We start from the raw sequence: 16,236 nt of genomic DNA, 5'->3' as shown, positions 1-16,236 counted from the left end.
AAGACTTCCCAAGTCTTCAAGACTTGGGAAGTTTAAGCTTTAAACATTATTTTATTCGTTGCCTTACAGCCTCATAGAGAACAATCGAACTGGCAACCGAAACATTTAGCGATTCCACTTGTCCGCTCAAAGGAATTCTTGCTCCTGAGTCCGCTAACTGTATAAATTCCTTTGAGATCCCATCCTCTTCAGATCCCATAATGATGACCGTTGGGATGGAGAAATCAATTTCGTAAAGTGACTTTTCTGTTTTTTCTGTACAGGCAATGATCTGTAATCCGCTGTTGCGGAGATATTGCAATGTCTCGTACAAATTTGGTTCGCGGCAGACGGGCAGGAAATTTAATGCACCGGATGAGGTTTTCATCGCATCTGCGTTGATCTGCGCGCCGCCTTTTGTGGGAACGATAAGCGCTTGCACACCAGCACATTCCGCCGTTCTGGCGATGGCTCCGAAGTTTCTTACATCCGTTATTCTGTCCAAAAGAAGCAACAATGGTGTTTTGCCTTCTTCATAAACCTGCGTGAGCACGTTGTGAAGCGGCATGTATTGGATCGGCGAAACAAATGCGATGACGCCCTGGTGATTTTTTCGGGTTACGCGGTTCAGTTTTTCAACCGGAACGCGCTGAAAAGGAACGCCTAATTCCTTCGCAAGTTTCTCAATTTCAGCAAGCCCGAATTCACGCTGAATGAATAACCGTTCTATTTCCTTCCCCGATCGAAGGGTTTCCAATACTGATTGCGTACCAAAAACCATGTCCGCCTGGGACTGTCTTGGGGCGGGTTTTCTTACCGTATACTGCCGTTTCTCCATGCTTCTACAACTGGATACCAAATGGGCTGATATTCGGCATAGCGAACCAGTTCATAATGATCATCCACAAATTGATTGTTTTTTCTATTAAATGTAAAATTGACGTTCTGCGCATTGCCGCGTTGATCGTAAGTCCAGACTTCCCGATCCTTGCTGCGCTGAACCTTATCCGGTGGGCCTAACACAATGTAAATCATGCCCTTATCTGTTTTCCAGCCATCTTTGTAAGTGGTAAAAAGCTGATTCGCTTCCTCAACACGTCCATAGAACGAACGAATCGATTGCTGCGCCAAAGGGGCATTTCCATTCATCAATGTAAGCCAATATTTGTCGAGGGCTTTTTTATAATCCTCAGCTTTTCTCATTTCATTGATCTCATTGTTGGTGCTCATGTAAAGCAATGGCCCGAGCAACAGCTGCGGCCGAGTTACCTTTGGAAAACGCTCATTTACAACGAGTATGCCTAATCCTTCTGATTGCGTTGTGTCTGCAAAAATGTTATATAAACCCTCTTTTTCGAACTTGATCTGCTGATCGGAATTGATGGTGAAAGAGCTGTCAACTTCAAGCGATTTAGCGACATTCTTCGCTGCAATGTTCATTGGTGAGCCAGCTGCTTCGAAATCATGATTGTAATAGAACACATGCAATTGCTCGCTTCCTCCAGCTGCCTTTTTTAATGTAAAAGGCTCATTAATGTTGATATAATGCCTTTGTAGCGGCTGATTGCTGCTGGATGTGTAAACGCCATACGTTTCGTTAACAGCCTGCCTTTTGAATCTGATCGTCAAATCATTAAGGACTTTTTTCAATGTTCCCGTCTGACTTATTTCACTCAAAAGCACACCATAGTCTTTGTCCGGACTTTTAATGTCGTAAGCGATCACAATCTTGTCGCCTGCTCTGGAAACATTTGAAGAATCCAGTTTCACATTGCCATATCCAAGCCGCTCGCGGGTGCCGTAATCTGAGTAAATGACGTAATTCAGGTTATAAAGCCGTACAAATTCTGCTGTCGAGATCGGACTTTTGCCTTTGAAAGCATCCACATAAAGGAAAACCTTCGTCTGCGTGGTGTCTTTTAGAAGATATTTACTTTGAATTGCAATAAGAGAAAGTTCTTCGTTTATCGGTGCAGATTGCTGTGACGGGCGAACCTGAGCTTCCGGTAACTGCTTCATGGGCTTGTTGGACGAAGCACATCCAGCTAGCACTGAGGCAGTTAAAATACAAATGTAAAAGCTTAAAGTAGTTCTCATGCGCATAGTTTCATCATTTGTCAAATAACGAAGGAACAGGTAAAATTACCCAATAAAACGGTAAGAAAATTTTTATTCTGGTTTCTTGCTGTTCCGGTTGGCGTTTTTAATCTGACCTTCAATGGCATCCCACTGATCGTCAGTGACTTCTTTCAGGAAATTGAACTGTCCGGCGGCCAGCACTTCACCTCCGTCCAACGTGATCACTTCACCCGTCATGTAAGCTGAAAAATCGGACATTAAGTAAGCGGCAAGATTGGCCAGTTCCTGATGGTCGCCCACGCGTTCCAATGGAATTCGGCTTTCAAACGAAAATTTCTTTGCCAATTCTTCGGGAAAAAGTCGCTCCCACGCTCCTTTTGTGGGAAACGGCCCGGGGGCAATGGCATTTAATCTAATTCCGTGATCTGCCCATTCAAAAGCCAGCGATTTCGTCATGGCAAGCACGCCCGCTTTGGCCATCGCGGAGGGCACAACCCAGCCGGAGCCTGTCCAGGCATAGGTTGTGGAAATGTTCAGAACCGTTCCCTTAATGTTGTTTTCAATCCAGTATTTGCCCAATGCAAGCGTAAAATAGTATGTGCCGCGCAAGACAATGTCGACAATGACATCCACCGCTTTATAGGACAGCCGTTCGGTGGGACTTATAAAATTGCCGGCTGAATTGTTGACCAACCCATTGACGCTCCCAAAGTTTTCGATCGCTTTTGCAAGTACATGCTCGATCTGCTCGGGTTTTCGAACGTCGCATTCGATCGGCAAAATGTTTCCGCCAATGCTTTCTTGAAGTTCTTTCGCGGTTTTTTCCAGCACTTCCAATCTTCGGCTGCAAATGACAATGTTTGCACCAAGTTTCAAAAAATAGCTGGCCATTGATTTGCCCAGTCCGGTGCCTCCGCCAGTTACGATAATGGTTTTATTTTTCAGCGCATCATCGCGCAACATTCCTTCGGTGTGGATCATCAGGTGAATTTTTGAATGCAGTTAAAAGTAAAATTTTATCTAAAATGGTTATATTTTGATTTGAAACAAAAGCCAGCCAAAATGGAGCAGGTTAAGGATGTCATGAACCAACTGGCGGCGCTCGGAAGCGAGCAAACGCTGAAAACGTTCCGGAACCACGGGGGCAAGGAGCCAATGTATGGCGTCAAAATCGGGGATATGAAACCGATTTTGAAAAAATACAAAAACAACCACGCACTTGCGCTCGAACTCTATAAAACAGGCAATTCAGATGCAATGTATCTGGCTGGATTAATGTCCGTTCCGTCATTATTTACGCCCGAAGCGCTGGAAGACTGGGTTGAACGTGCGTCCTGGCACATGATCAGTGAATACACCGTTGCGTGGAATGCGGCCGAAAGCAATCATGGATTTGAAATGGCAAGAAAGTGGATTGAGTCGGATAAGGAGCTGATCGCGGATGCTGGATGGTCAACTTTTGGCTGCCTGATGGCGCTCACGCCGGACGAAGAAATTGATAAAGAGGAAGTTGATCAATTATTGGATTGGGTTGAAAAAGAAATCCATGAGGCACCCAATCGTGTGCGATATGTCATGAATGGTTTTGTGATTGCGGTTGGCTCTTACTACAAACCGCTGGCGGAGAAAGCGTTGGCCGTTGGCAATAGAATCGGAAAAGTGAAGGTCAATGTGGGTGACACCGCCTGCAAAGTGCCATATGCGCCGGATTACATTCAAAAAATTTGGGATCAGGGCAGGTTAGGAGCGAAGCGAAAGGAAGTTCGCTGTTAATTATTGCTGCGCTAGCAAATAAAGCACTGCCATTCGCACTGCAACGCCGTTTTCAACCTGATTTAGGATAATGGAATGGCTGGAATCGGCAGCATCGGAAGACAATTCAACGCCGCGATTAATCGGGCCCGGATGCATTAAAATGATTTCTTTGTCCAGCTCATCGAGCATTGCCTTGTTAATCCCGTAATAAAGGGAATATTCTCGCAATGATGGAAAATACTTGATCTGCTGGCGCTCCAACTGAATGCGGAGGACATTAGCGACGTCACACCATTGCAATGCTTCGCGCACGTTGTGGCCAATTTTAACGCCCAACTCATCCAAATGCTTGGGAATCAATGTGGATGGCCCACAAACCATGACTTCGGCACCCAGTTTTTGCAAACAAAAAATATTAGAAAGTGCAACGCGCGAATGTGTAATGTCGCCAATAATGGCAATTTTCTTTCCGGTCAGGTCACCCAGTTTTTCGCGCATGGAAAAGGCGTCGAGCAGTGCCTGCGTAGGATGTTCGTGCGTTCCGTCGCCTGCATTTACAACGTTTGCGGGAATGCGTGTGGACAAGTAATGCGGCGCGCCCGGACTGCTATGGCGCATAACGATCATATCGACCTTCATGGCCAGAATGTTGTTGACCGTATCGAGCAGTGTTTCGCCCTTTTTCACCGAACTTCCGGATGCAGAAAAATTAACAACATCCGCGGAAAGACGCTTTTCGGCTAGCTCAAAAGAGAGCCTGGTGCGGGTAGAATTTTCGAAAAAAACGTTTGCAATGGTAATATCCCGGAGTGATGGGACTTTCTTAATGGGCCGGTTAATGACTTCCTTGAACTGCGTCGCTGTATCTAAGATTGTTTGAATGTCATTCTCGTTCAGGTTTTTAATTCCAAGTAAGTGCCGGACCGAAAGTTTTGTCATTGGTGGGATTCAAAAAAGTTTTGCAAAGATAACAAGGAAGCTGGCAACACGAAAACGCATTCGGAAATTTCCCTTTCCTTATTTTTTCGCGCTCCTGCCTATCTTTGATGTCTTATCCGGCTTTTTTACGACTTTGCCGAGTGTTCCAAAAGTTTATAAACAATGAATAAAACTGCTTTAATAACCCATATCAAGTCACTTTTGGAAGAGCGAATGATGGTGGCGTGGAATGCGATGGAAGCGGCGCAGGCGTCTGCAAATGATCAGGGAAAGAGCTCTATGGGTGACAAATACGAGACTTCGCGATCCATGGGCCAGCTGGATAGGAACATGCACGCAAGACAATATGAGCAGGTGCGTCAGGAGAGATTGGTTCTGGAAAAAATAAGCGAAAACGAGATCCCTGCTCGGGCCGCAGTCGGCTCTTTGCTGGAAACAACAGCGGGCTGGTTTTTTATCGGAGTGAGTCTGGGTGCTGTAAAAATGGAAGAAGAGACCGTAATTGCAGTCTCTTCTTCGTCTCCCGTTGGGGCATTATTATTAGGAAAATCGCCTGGCGGCAAATTTGAATTTATGAAAAAGCAACATGAAATTAAGGCATTGCTTTAACCCATGTTGTGATAAACGCGTTGCACATCATCGTCATCTTCAATCTTTTCAATCAGCTTTTCAACTTCCGCAACTTCCTCGTCGCTTAGCGTTTTAGTGTCATTTGGAATGCGTTCAAAGTCCGCTTCGACGATCTCATAACCGTTTTCTTCCAGATAATGCTGCAATGCACCAAATGCAGTGAATTCTCCGTAAATGTTGATCTGGTTGGTTTCTTCGTCCAAAAAAACTTCTTCTCCACCCACATCAATTAACTCAAATTCAAACTCTTCCATATCTTTCGCCCCCGTATTCTTGATCTTAAAAATACATTTCCGGTCAAAGATAAAGTCGAGCATCCCCATTGTTCCGAGGCTGCCTCCTAGTTTATTGAAATAACTGCGCACGTTTGCCACTGTGCGTGTCGGGTTATCCGTCGTGCTTTCAACTAGGATTGCGACGCCGTGCGGACCGTAACCTTCGTAAACCATCTCTTTGTAATCCTCCTGATCTTTGGAAGTGGCGCGTTTGATGGCCCTTTCTACGGTTTCTTTGGGCATATTGGCCGCCCTGGCATTTTGTAAAAGAACCCTAAGCCTTGCGTTTGTATTAGGATCGGCGGTTCCGCTTTTTACAGCAAGGACAATGTCTTTTCCAATTCTCGTGAAAGTTTTGGCCATTTTGTCCCAACGCTTGAACATCCGCGCTTTTCTATATTCATAAGCTCTTCCCATGCTTAGCTTTGTAAAATGTTATGTAGTTAAATAATTTTGATGCAACCGGCGACCGGCTTCCACATGCAATTTCATGTAGTTTTGAAGCTGCGCCCGTTCGAATTCGCTGCAAATTTATAAAAGACGATTAAAAACAGGTAAAAATATATTCTTTCAAGAAGAACTGACTCAAATGAGCCTAAAATTAGACTGGCGTTTCAAGACTTTCGAAGCGCTGACGAACATTGAACTTTACGAAATCTTGCAGCTTAGAAATGAAGTGTTCGTCGTCGAACAGCGTTGCTGTTTTTTGGATTTGGATGATAAAGATCAGAAGTCACAGCATTTGTCGGGATATTATAATGGGAAGCTGATGGCCTTTTCCCGGATTGTGCCGCCGGGCGTTTCTTACGAATTTCCATCCATTGGCAGGATTGTGGTGTCAGGAAAAGGGAGGGGCATGGGTTACGGTGTCGAACTTTTGAATGAATCCATTGCAAAAGTGGAAGCCATTTATGGCAAATGCATTATTAGAATTGGTGCACAGCTCTATTTAAAGCGCTTTTACGAGTCTTTTCACTTTTTCCAATCGAGTGATATTTACCTGGAAGACGAAATTGAGCATATAGAAATGACAAGACAAATCCAATAGATTTTATTAAGTGGTAAAAATATTGGGGAATGAATTACCTGATTTGACGAAAAATTAAACACTGCTCCATTCATTGCCTATTCAGGCATCTTACATTATTGCATCAAAAGAACTTTTTGTAGTAATAACTCTACTTTTTTATAAAAAAAGTTTGGTATAGTTTGGAGCGCTTAGGTTTGTTTAATAATTTGGCACAGAATTTTAGTTATCAGTATTCAGTCAAGCAAATTGTTGCCTGGGACTGACGCCCTGTCAGAAACCCAATAACATTTTTGACGAACACTGATAGAGGAGGGTTTACGTGGAATGGCCTACTGTTATGCGGTAGGCCATTTTTTTTGTTTATTTGTAAACTTAAACAGAACACACCGATTACCATTCATGACCAAAGTTACTGAGTTCATAAGCCAGGCCGAAGGAAAAACACTCTTCTCTATTGAGATCATCCCACCATTAAAGGGTCAGAATATCAACGAATTGCTTAATTCAATTGAGCCTTTAATGGAGTTTAAGCCTCCTTTTGTTGACGTTACATATCACCGCGAAGAATTAATAGACAGAGTTGGGCAGGACGGTCTTATTGAGCGCATTCCCGTTCGAAAAAGGCCTGGAACCGTTGGCATTTGCGCCCGGTTGATGGAGCGTTTTCATGTCGATGCGGTTCCGCATATCATTTGCGGCGGTTTTACAAAAGACGAAACCGAAGATGTGCTGATTGATCTGCATTATCTTGGTATTGACAATGTCCTTGTGCTGCGCGGTGATGCTGAAAAATCGGCGGGTGTGTTCAAAGCCAAGCAAGGCGGACACGCCTATGCGTCCGAATTGGTGAAGCAGGTGCATGACATGAACCAGGGAAAGCTGCTTAATGCTGAAACCGAAATGTGGCCGACCAACTTTTGCATTGGTGTGGCGGGATATCCTGAAAAGCATTTCGACGCAACAAGCTTCGATACAGATTACGCGCATTTACGCAAAAAAATAGAGCTGGGTGCCGATTATATCGTTACCCAAATGTTTTTTGATAACCAAAAGTTTTTCCAGTTTGTGGAAAGGTGCCGTGCGGAGGGAATCAATGTGCCGATCATTCCGGGGCTGAAACCTTTGGCCACCAAAAAACAATTATCGGTGCTTGCGCAAATTTTCCACCTCGAATTTCCGAAGGAATTGATTACTGAGGTGGAGAAATGTGCGACTGATAAGGATGTGCGTAAAGTAGGCGTGGAGTGGGGAATACAGCAATGCAAGGAACTAATGGCTTACGGCGTGCCTGTGCTTCATTTTTACACCATGGGCAAATCTGATAACGTAGCCCAGATCGCAAAAGAAGTTTTTTAAAACTGTCTGCCTAATTATTCATAGCAGACTGCCGTTCCGTTCGCGCTGACCATCAGCATCGAGCTGTTTCCGCCAATGGTTTCCAGGTCAATGTCAACGCCGATGACTGCATTGGCGCCCAAGCGTTGCGCCTGGTCCATCATTTCACGAATTGCGATGCTTTTCGCTTCGCGCAAACCTTGTTCATAAGATCCCGAGCGCCCGCCCACCACATCACGAATTCCTGCTAAGAAATCTTTGAAGAAGTTGGCACCAATAATGGCTTCTCCATTAACCAGACCGATGTATTTTGTGATTTTTTTGCCTTCAATGTTCGGAGTAGTAGTAACAAGCATATTGTGTCAGGTTGGTTGAAGTGAAATTTACTGCTTCAATTTAGCGGATTTCACCAAGGAGCCGCCCAAATTACTTGTTTAACGGCAAAGTTGTGCAGGATGTTGGTAAATTTTAGTTACAGATTGCTAGCTTTGTTTTTTTGACAAATCAGAAGTAAAATTGATTAGAATGGAACAAACAATAGAGGCAGTAAACAGCGTAATCCGCAACAGACGCAGCATTTTTACGCCCAGCTTTATACAGAAAGACATCCCTGAAGACATTCTGCTGACGATCCTTGAAAATGCCAATTATGCTCCTACACATAAACTAACCGAACCTTGGCGCTTCGTTGTTTACAAAGGTGAAAGCCTGAATAAACTTGCTGGTTTTTTCACAGAAAGATATCGCTCCGTAACGCCTCCCGAATCTTTTTCACAGGCTAAATATGACGCCGCCGGCGAGAAGGTGCTGAAATCCAATGTCGTTATCCTGGTGTGCGCCGAGTTGCATCCTGAAAAACTTCCTGAATGGGAAGAAACGGCTGCGGTGGCTTGCGCGGTGCAAAATATGTGGCTTACGGCAACGGCTTATGGCATTGGTTCTTATTGGAGCAGCCCCGGCATTTTAGATCTTTTGGCAAAATTCGCCGGCCTTCCAGAAAATCAAAAGTGCCTCGGCTTATATTTTATGGGCTATCATGACGCTGTGCCTGCGCCTGCCCGTCGCACGCCGATAGAAAATAAGATCACCTGGGCATAATGAAAATAGCCAACATTACCTTACGCGCACAATCCCTAAACAAGAGCTTCGGAGCAAAACCAGTTTTGACTGACATTGATTTGCAACTGAATGCGGGTGAATGGCTGGGGATTTTGGGAGAAAGCGGCTCTGGTAAAAGCACATTACTCCGCATTCTGGGCCGTTTCCAGGATGCGGACAATGGAAAAATTCACTTCAAAAAGCAGGAATTAAAGCCTGTCAGCGGCCAACTCATCCCCGGTCACGAGTCCATTAAGCTGATCCATCAGGAATTCGAGCTTTTTCCAAACCAGACGGTTGAGGAAAATATCGCTTATTCGCTCCGATTTTATGAGGCGGCTTACCGGAAGGAAAAAGTTGCGGAATTGCTTTCGGTAACAGGACTTGATTATGTGCGAAATCAAAAAGCCAAATTGCTCTCGGGTGGAGAAAAGCAGCGAACGGCCATTGCGAAAGCGTTAGCAGAACAGCCGGCTGTGCTGCTGCTGGATGAGCCTTTTGCACACCTAGATAACCACAATCGCCGCGTGCTGGGCAATGCCATTGAGACAATGCGGCAGCAACAGGAAATGTCCTGCTTGTTTGTAACGCACGAAGCCGCGGATGCGCTTGCCTGGTCGGACAGGATTGCCGTGTTGCGGGAAGGCAAAATTATTCAGATTGGGACGCCGCAAGAAGTTTATAATCATCCCGTTAACAGCTATGTTGCGGAGCTTACCGGTGACATTAACTGGTTGTCTGACGCCTCAAACACCAAGCAATTTTACATTCGCCCCGAAAAAATAAAGCCGACAAGAAATCCGAAAAAAAGCAAATGGAAAGGCAGCGTGGAGGCGATTCGTTTTCACGGAAATCATTGGGAAATCCGTTGCACGAATGCGCGAAACGAAAAGTTGTCATTTTACCGAAACCGCATGGACCTGGAAGTGGGGCAGGACGTTCATTTGACTTATGCCTTAAAAGATTTGAAAAGCATTTGATCAAATTTACAAGCTAAACCAGAAGGAAATTTTTACAGCAAAAGGCGTCACATTCGGATTTTTGAGATAGGTTAGTCTGTGCACAAAATCCACGCGGCCCGCTTTGAAAATGTTATCGATCCCATATCCAAGTTCAATGTAAGGCCTGTCTTTCAACTTGTTGAATGCCTGGATCTCGTTGCCGGATTCGTCCTGGGTTGTCGATAACGAAAGGTTTGCATCACTGACACTTCCGTAAAACAGTCTTCCGGTTGCCAGCATCCGCAGTTTTAATTTACGAATCGCAGGAATTCTGTTTAACAAAAATCCTTCAAAATTGTGCTCCATGCGCAGCGCCACATAACGGTCGCTCATGAACTCGAAATAACGCATCAGATTGAATGCATTTTCCACATAAAACAGCGATTCATTGCCCAGCGGCGTGTAAAGGAGCGGGTAAGGCAATGTGGATGGAATGAGCCCGAATGTCACATTGTAATAAGTGCGGCCGATGACGCCAAAGCGGAAGCTGTGCTTGATGTTAAAAGAAAACTTGTTGTAACTGAAATCACCACCTAGGAAGCTCTTCATTCCCAATGTGTAACGCAATGTAAAAGCAGGCGAGTTTCCGTTGCCCATGCTGATGCGCTCATTGTCGTTTTGCAAAAAAGTCTCTTTGCCCGCGAGTCTCGTTTCGAGGTTTATTTCTGTGATATCAAATGTGCTTTTGACCGGTGATTCAATGCCGGCTTCGGGATTGGTTCGGTAAGTGAATGGAAACAATGGCCGGAAGTCGCGGTGACGGATTTGAATGCTGCCCGTGAGTCCTTTGACCAATTCGCGTTTGAAATATGCTGAAATATCCTCTTGCCAATAAGCTCTCCGAAATGCGCCGAAACGCGAAAATGCGCCAAATAACGTGTTAGGGCCAATGGTTTCAGCGGAAAGCCCGAGCCTTTCCAAGTCTTTGGAATAGGAAACACCAGCCATTGTCCAGGGTTTCCGGTCCACAATGTAATCCATTCCTGCGCCGTATTTGAAAGCCTTATCTCTTGTTCCGTAAGCCCCATAACCGCTAAAAATCCATTTGCGACTAAAACCGGGATCGGTTTTGAAGCCCAATCTCACCCGATGCCCTTCAATCTTATTATTAGCATAAAGAAACAGATAAGGCCCAATGTCAATGTTCCATTTATCGATTCGCTTGTAACCATTTACAAAAATGTTCAGGATCTCCGTGTAAGTTTTGACGACAGGCAGCACTTTGAGCGAGTCCACAAGCTGAAACGAAAGCAACTCCACTGAACTCAGCGCCTCGGGACGACTTTTTTGCCAAAAAGTTGAATCATGCTCCATATAGTCCTCTTTCAGTTCAATGGCCGCGTCATAAAACTTGGCGTCTCTTGGACTGTTGACTTTGTATTTGGAGTTGGCAGAGTAAAATTTGAGCAGCATTCCGGCGGTTTGCTTCGTTGGCTCGTCGACATCAATCAGCACGCGGGTTTTAGAAGTTACCCATTCATTTTGCTCCTCGATCAGTTCGTACGATTGCTGAACTTTGATTTTTTCAATGAAATTTAAATTGGCACGCTTGCCCACATTCACGTCCATTTGCGTCAAAGCATAAGTCTCGCCGTCGACCCAGAATGATCCTGTAAATGCCAGATCTTGCTCGTGTTTTGGCTCAAAATCGATCTGATAATCGTAAACGTCACCATTCTTAATGCTGTCGGACAAATAATATTCGTAGTAAACTTTCCAGCTGTCGGCAATGGGGGAGACAAAATCCTTATCAAGAATATTGAGCCAATTGTTGTAAAAATTATATTGCTGAAAGGAAGAGCCGATCACTTGTGACACCAGACTTCCGTCCGTCAGACCAACGCCTGAAACTTTGGTTTTGTTGATGATCTCTTTCTTCTTTTTCGGATTCCTTCGGTAATAAACGTCTGACACTGATTCGGATATGAAGATCGGAATGATCGTTTCGCCATTTTCTCCTTTGACTTCATCATATTTGTCAACAATATGCGTCATCTTTTTCACTGACTTCCGGTTTCTAAACTTCTCCGACAGGTTGTCAATGTCAATCTGGATTTTGTTATAACTCTCGTATTCATAAGCATCCAGCTCCTCGGTGTTGTTGTTGCTTTTTCGGGCTACAATCTTGCGCATAATCGCATATGCAGGATTTTCGCCCGCAAATATCTTTACTTCGCGCAGTTGAAGCGTTCCAGGTGTAAGCTGAATGTCAATGGTTTGCTCAGCTAAGTTGGGTTGAATGGGCTTGCCTTTGCTTTCATATCCTACATAGGTTACGAGAATGGAATCTGCGGGAGGTGTAAAAGTGATTTGGTAAAAACCATCAAAATTGGTCGTGGCGCCGGATAATGATGCTTTAATACCAACATTGGCAAAAGGAATTGCGTCACCCGTGGAGGCGTCCGTGATCTTTCCTTTGATGGTGTAAGTGGTTTGTGAAAACGATTGGCCCGAGAAGCCAAGTGCGATTAAAACGACAAGTAGTAATGTTCTAAACGGGCTAAGTTTGATTATACGTTTTGGCAGCAGACATTTTCCCTCATTCCTTTTTCTCATTTTTTTCGAATCTCATTATTTGAGGTCACATCCGCCGCAGGGCGCAACACATGCACATCCAAAACCGCTTTGGGCCTCGCCAGATATTCTCTCACGAGTGTGCGTAGCGAATATCCGTCAGGCACATCTTGCGCAGCGAAAGAAATTGCGTTAATCCCTTCATTATGAGCAATGTAAAGCGCTCTTGCGTTGTGAAAATTTTGCGATATGATGGTAAAATTGTCCTGATTAAAAACTTCCTTGCAACGAATAATGGAATCAAAAGTCCGGAAACCGGCGTAATCAAGCGTCATCACATTCTCGGGAATGCCCAGGTTCAAAAGCGCGCGTTGCATATCCTGCGGCTCATTATAGTATTGCGAATCATTGTTGCCGCTCAATATGATATATTTAATCTTGCCTTCCTTAAAAAGCCGCGCTGTTGCTTCCATTCTGTATTTAAAGAAGAGGTTTTCCTTTCCTTTTTCCGATTTTTTGCTTGTTCCCAAAACCAGCGCCACATCATTGGAAGGCAAACTTTCAATGGAAAAGAAATTGTATTGACGCGTATTATAAACAACCCAAAAGTTACAAAGCAAGATGAAAACCATGCAGGCGAATGAAAGGGCTAATATGATTTTGATCAATTTTTTCACAAGCATGCTAAAAGTTGTCTTCTAAATGTACCAACTCTTTCGAATAATCTGCCCGTGCAAGCGATAGTTTACTGCTAAACCATACGCAATTACGGGCCTCATTTGTTGCTTATTTATTGGTTTTATTCTCAAAACAGCTCATTCAAAAAGTCCGAGCTGGCTTTTGCCATCTTTTCCTTTTTTACCGCCTTTTTTCGGTTTTTCCTGAATTTCTGGCTCATCCTCAGCACTTTCCGGTTCATCGCGTTCGGGTGTTTCATCAGGCGCAGATTCTTCAAGAACTGTTTCTACAATTTCGTCCAAAGATTCTGTTTCTGTTCCGGTTTCTTCATCTTCCGGCTCATTCTCAGTCACTTCTGCTTCATCTGTCGCGACGGCCAACTCTTCTTCCGGGTCTGGAACGGGTTCCAGCCATCGAACGTCTTTGAACTTGTCATTCGGAAGCTTGTTTCCCATCGCCCGCCAACCGCGAATTTCGACCATTCCTTCTATCAAATATTCTTCTTTAGATTGTTCTTTGGTTGCGGTTTTTGGCAAAATTACTTCCAGTCTCGGACGCTTATCTGTGCTGGCAAGCAGCAGCTTGCTGTTTTTGGCATCACTAATGAACAGGAATTTCTTGTCCATCGACGAAGTTTCAATATTGAAGCGCTTGATGAAATGATGCTTCTGCGCGCCATCATAATAAAGTGCGGTTACAGGAAGTTTTGGATCAAACTTCTTAACCAGCATCACTTCATTGGAAACATAATGATTGGTCAAATCAAAATTCGTGAGCTCGTAAGAGCCTTCTTTGTAAATAACCAAAATGGTGTCAGAAGGACCGAAATTGCCGAGATATTCGCCTCTTTCATCCCGGTTAAGCCTGCCAATGATCGGATCAAACCACATATCGACGCCTCCTAATGTCGAGCGTCCGGCTTGTTTCAATGTAATTTTCCTGACCGGATATTTGGTCAGAATGTTGCCCATCGCACTGCGGTTTTTGATCAGCAAGTCTGCAAAGTTGAAGTCAAATTGCTTCACCTTCGCTTTGCTTTGCGCCGTGAGATTAACAGTAATGATCTCAGCCTCACCATTTTCATTAGCGGTGAAATAGGTGATTTTAGATTTCGGCGTGCCTTGCGAAAGGTCATATTCCCGATCGCGCGTCACGGCTGTGATCTGGCAACGTTTAATGTAAGAAACGCCGGTTTTGCCATCCAGATAAACCAGGTTGTAAACTTTGCGTTCATCATTTTTGACAAAAACCGCACAGTGGATAATGTCTTTCCCAACAAAAACCTTTTCCTGGATTTTGGTTACAAGACATTTTCCGTCCGATTTGAAAACAATGATGTCGTCAATGTCGGAGCAGTCGGTTACAAACTCATCTTTTTTGAGGCCATAACCAATGAATCCTTCGGCACGGTTAACGTAAAGCTTTTGGTTGTTGGCAGCAACAATGTTCGCCGCAATCTGATTGAATGCGCGAATTTCAGTTCTGCGGCTGCGTCCCTTGCCATATTTTTTGAGCAGATCTTTGAAATAATCAATGGCAAAACGCGTGATGTGCACAAGGTTATCCTCCGTTTCGGCAAGGTCTTCCTGCCATTTCCGCATCAGCTCATCCGCTTTGTAACCATCATATTTAGAAATTCTTTTGATCCTGATTTCTGTCAGTTCAACAATGTCGTCGTCTGTTATTTCCCTGTAAAACTGCGGTTTGAATGGTTCTAGGCCTTTATCAATCGTGCGAATAACATCTTCAAACGTCTCACACTCTTCAATGTCTCGATAAATGCGGTTTTCAATGAAGATCTTTTCGAGCGAACCATAAAGGATCTTTTCCAGCAATGCCAGCCGCTTGATTTCAAGCTCGCGTTGCAGCAAGTGGACGGTCTGGTGCGTGTTGTATTTTAAAATCTCTGTGACACCAACAAAGTGCGGCTTGTCCTCAATGATGATGCAAGCGTTCGGTGAAATTGAAACCTCACATTCAGTGAATGCATAAAGCGCATCCATGGTGATGTCCGGGGAAACACCCGGTGCCAGGTGCACCTGAATTTCGACCTCCGCAGCAGTGTTATCCACCACTTTTTTGATCTTGATCTTCCCGCCATCATTGGCTTTTATGATCGATTCAATGAGGGAAGTCGTCGTTGTCCCGAACGGAATGTCGCGGATGACGAGCATTTTTTTATCCTCTTCCTCAATCCGCGCCCTAACCCGCACTTTTCCACCGCGGTGGCCATCATTATAATTGGAAATATCAATCTGACCTCCCGTGAGAAAATCAGGAAAAATGGTAACCTCTTTGCCTTGCAGAATGCTGATGGAGGCATCTATTAATTCGCAGAAATTATGCGGAAGGATTTTGGTCGACAAACCCACAGCGATTCCCTCAACGCCTAATGAAAGCAGCAAGGGAAATTTCACCGGCAATGTCACCGGCTCGCGCTTGCGGCCGTCATAAGATAGCTGCCATTCTGTGGTGTCGTCGTTAAAAACAATTTCTTTGGCAAAGCGCGACAATCGCACTTCAATGTAGCGTGCAGCCGCAGCGCCGTCGCCGGTGCGGATATCGCCCCAGTTTCCCTGCGTGTCAAAAAGCAGTTCTTTCTGGCCAATGTTTACAATGGCATCGTAAATGGAGGCATCACCGTGCGGGTGATATTGCATGGAAGAGCCAACAACATTGGCAACTTTGTTGAAACGACCGTCGTCCATTTCGTTCAAGGCATGCATAATGCGCCTTTGAACGGGTTTAAGGCCATCTTCAACTGCTGGAACCGCACGTTCCAGAATTACATATGAGGCATAATCAAGAAACCAACTTTCATATAGACCCGAAATGGGCAGTTTATCGTGCAATCCGCTATCTTCTACGTCAGGCGTAGCTCCGTTTTCGTCCATAAATGAAGGAGGAACCAGGTTTTAAGTAC

Annotated in this window: 15 protein-coding genes; 6 read left to right on the top strand and 9 right to left on the bottom strand. The window is 44.6% G+C overall.

The features are described 5' to 3' along the window. Positions 1 to 46: 46 nt before the first annotated feature. The 3 genes from rlmB to LZG73_RS03450 form a co-directional block, all read right to left on the bottom strand. On the bottom strand, positions 47 to 817 hold the full coding sequence (gene rlmB / locus LZG73_RS03460) for a 23S rRNA (guanosine(2251)-2'-O)-methyltransferase RlmB (protein ID WP_233846173.1): 771 nt from the start codon (positions 815 to 817) through the stop codon (positions 47 to 49). After that, positions 793 to 1,998 carry a GWxTD domain-containing protein gene (locus LZG73_RS03455; RefSeq protein ID WP_233846172.1) on the bottom strand — a complete coding sequence of 402 codons (1,206 nt, stop codon included), beginning with the start codon at positions 1,996 to 1,998 and terminating at the stop codon, positions 793 to 795. Before LZG73_RS03455 ends, rlmB begins: the two co-directional genes overlap by 25 nt. A 150-nt stretch (positions 1,999 to 2,148) precedes the next feature. After that, positions 2,149 to 3,039, bottom strand: a complete 891-nt coding sequence (locus tag LZG73_RS03450) for an SDR family oxidoreductase (protein ID WP_233846171.1) — start codon at positions 3,037 to 3,039, stop codon at positions 2,149 to 2,151. 60 nt (positions 3,040 to 3,099) lie between these two features. On the opposite strand from LZG73_RS03450, the gene LZG73_RS03445 reads away from it, so the two are divergent. Next, positions 3,100 to 3,831 carry a DNA alkylation repair protein gene (locus LZG73_RS03445; protein WP_233846170.1) on the top strand — a complete coding sequence of 244 codons (732 nt, stop codon included), beginning with the start codon at positions 3,100 to 3,102 and terminating at the stop codon, positions 3,829 to 3,831. Here the strand turns inward: LZG73_RS03445 and LZG73_RS03440 are convergent, their stop codons facing one another. Next, entirely contained in the window at positions 3,832 to 4,752 is a 921-nt protein-coding gene (locus LZG73_RS03440; protein WP_233846169.1) for an aspartate carbamoyltransferase catalytic subunit, read from the bottom strand. 162 nt (positions 4,753 to 4,914) lie between these two features. On the opposite strand from LZG73_RS03440, the gene LZG73_RS03435 reads away from it, so the two are divergent. Beyond that, positions 4,915 to 5,361 (top strand): transcription elongation factor, encoded by a 447-nt coding sequence (locus tag LZG73_RS03435; protein WP_233846168.1) that lies wholly within the window; start codon positions 4,915 to 4,917, stop codon positions 5,359 to 5,361. Here the strand turns inward: LZG73_RS03435 and LZG73_RS03430 are convergent. Beyond that, positions 5,358 to 6,074 carry a YebC/PmpR family DNA-binding transcriptional regulator gene (locus LZG73_RS03430; protein WP_233846166.1) on the bottom strand — a complete coding sequence of 239 codons (717 nt, stop codon included), beginning with the start codon at positions 6,072 to 6,074 and terminating at the stop codon, positions 5,358 to 5,360. The genes LZG73_RS03435 and LZG73_RS03430 overlap by 4 nt on opposite strands. Positions 6,075 to 6,246: 172 nt before the next feature. On the opposite strand from LZG73_RS03430, the gene LZG73_RS03425 reads away from it, so the two are divergent. Beyond that, positions 6,247 to 6,705, top strand: a complete 459-nt coding sequence (locus LZG73_RS03425) for a GNAT family N-acetyltransferase (RefSeq protein WP_233846164.1) — start codon at positions 6,247 to 6,249, stop codon at positions 6,703 to 6,705. Positions 6,706 to 7,086: 381 nt separating this feature from the next. Then, entirely contained in the window at positions 7,087 to 8,043 is a 957-nt protein-coding gene (gene metF, locus LZG73_RS03420; protein WP_233846162.1) for a methylenetetrahydrofolate reductase [NAD(P)H], read from the top strand. A gap of 14 nt (positions 8,044 to 8,057) precedes the next feature. On the opposite strand, the gene LZG73_RS03415 is transcribed toward metF, so the two are convergent. Continuing rightward, complete coding sequence (locus tag LZG73_RS03415; RefSeq protein WP_082215562.1) at positions 8,058 to 8,378, bottom strand: heavy metal-binding domain-containing protein; 321 nt, start codon at positions 8,376 to 8,378, stop codon at positions 8,058 to 8,060. A 169-nt stretch (positions 8,379 to 8,547) separates the two neighbouring features. On the opposite strand from LZG73_RS03415, the gene LZG73_RS03410 reads away from it, so the two are divergent. Further along, complete coding sequence (locus LZG73_RS03410) at positions 8,548 to 9,120, top strand: nitroreductase (protein ID WP_233846160.1); 573 nt, start codon at positions 8,548 to 8,550, stop codon at positions 9,118 to 9,120. Next, a complete protein-coding gene (locus LZG73_RS03405) occupies positions 9,120 to 10,100 on the top strand; it encodes an ABC transporter ATP-binding protein (protein WP_233846158.1) in 981 nt (326 codons plus the stop codon). The genes LZG73_RS03410 and LZG73_RS03405 overlap by 1 nt, the downstream gene beginning before the upstream one ends. Before the next feature lie 6 nt (positions 10,101 to 10,106). On the opposite strand, the gene LZG73_RS03400 is transcribed toward LZG73_RS03405, so the two are convergent. The 3 genes from LZG73_RS03400 to LZG73_RS03390 form a co-directional block, all read right to left on the bottom strand. Then, the gene (locus tag LZG73_RS03400; protein ID WP_233846156.1) at positions 10,107 to 12,677 is read right to left on the bottom strand and encodes a DUF5686 and carboxypeptidase-like regulatory domain-containing protein; all 2,571 of its coding nucleotides are present in this window, start codon (positions 12,675 to 12,677) and stop codon (positions 10,107 to 10,109) included. Further along, positions 12,674 to 13,318 (bottom strand): vancomycin high temperature exclusion protein, encoded by a 645-nt coding sequence (locus LZG73_RS03395; protein WP_233846154.1) that lies wholly within the window; start codon positions 13,316 to 13,318, stop codon positions 12,674 to 12,676. The genes LZG73_RS03400 and LZG73_RS03395 overlap by 4 nt, the downstream gene beginning before the upstream one ends. Before the next feature lie 132 nt (positions 13,319 to 13,450). Continuing rightward, positions 13,451 to 16,207: a DNA gyrase/topoisomerase IV subunit A gene (locus tag LZG73_RS03390; protein ID WP_233846153.1), complete on the bottom strand. Its 2,757-nt coding sequence runs from the start codon at positions 16,205 to 16,207 to the stop codon at positions 13,451 to 13,453. Positions 16,208 to 16,236: the final 29 nt, after the last annotated feature.

The organism is Dyadobacter sp. CY326 (assembly GCF_021390515.1).
Lineage (GTDB): Bacteria > Bacteroidota > Bacteroidia > Cytophagales > Spirosomataceae > Dyadobacter.
Note: the sequence above shows the minus strand (reverse complement) of the source record. Positions and strands in the feature narration are given on the sequence as shown.

Excerpts from the sequence above, each read along its gene's own strand:
- LZG73_RS03450 (WP_233846171.1), bottom strand. The coding sequence starts at position 3,039 with ATGATCCACACCGAAGGAATGTTGCGCGATGATGCGCTGAAAAATAAA.
- LZG73_RS03425 (WP_233846164.1), top strand. The coding sequence starts at position 6,247 with ATGAGCCTAAAATTAGACTGGCGTTTCAAGACTTTCGAAGCGCTGACG.
- LZG73_RS03405 (WP_233846158.1), top strand. The coding sequence starts at position 9,120 with ATGAAAATAGCCAACATTACCTTACGCGCACAATCCCTAAACAAGAGC.
- LZG73_RS03400 (WP_233846156.1), bottom strand. The coding sequence starts at position 12,677 with ATGAGAAAAAGGAATGAGGGAAAATGTCTGCTGCCAAAACGTATAATC.
- LZG73_RS03395 (WP_233846154.1), bottom strand. The coding sequence starts at position 13,318 with ATGCTTGTGAAAAAATTGATCAAAATCATATTAGCCCTTTCATTCGCC.
- LZG73_RS03410 (WP_233846160.1), top strand. The coding sequence starts at position 8,548 with ATGGAACAAACAATAGAGGCAGTAAACAGCGTAATCCGCAACAGACGC.
- rlmB (WP_233846173.1), bottom strand. The coding sequence starts at position 817 with ATGGAGAAACGGCAGTATACGGTAAGAAAACCCGCCCCAAGACAGTCC.
- LZG73_RS03435 (WP_233846168.1), top strand. The coding sequence starts at position 4,915 with ATGAATAAAACTGCTTTAATAACCCATATCAAGTCACTTTTGGAAGAG.
- metF (WP_233846162.1), top strand. The coding sequence starts at position 7,087 with ATGACCAAAGTTACTGAGTTCATAAGCCAGGCCGAAGGAAAAACACTC.
- LZG73_RS03455 (WP_233846172.1), bottom strand. The coding sequence starts at position 1,998 with ATGAAGCAGTTACCGGAAGCTCAGGTTCGCCCGTCACAGCAATCTGCA.
- LZG73_RS03415 (WP_082215562.1), bottom strand. The coding sequence starts at position 8,378 with ATGCTTGTTACTACTACTCCGAACATTGAAGGCAAAAAAATCACAAAA.
- LZG73_RS03440 (WP_233846169.1), bottom strand. The coding sequence starts at position 4,752 with ATGACAAAACTTTCGGTCCGGCACTTACTTGGAATTAAAAACCTGAAC.
- LZG73_RS03430 (WP_233846166.1), bottom strand. The coding sequence starts at position 6,074 with ATGGGAAGAGCTTATGAATATAGAAAAGCGCGGATGTTCAAGCGTTGG.
- LZG73_RS03390 (WP_233846153.1), bottom strand. The coding sequence starts at position 16,207 with ATGGACGAAAACGGAGCTACGCCTGACGTAGAAGATAGCGGATTGCAC.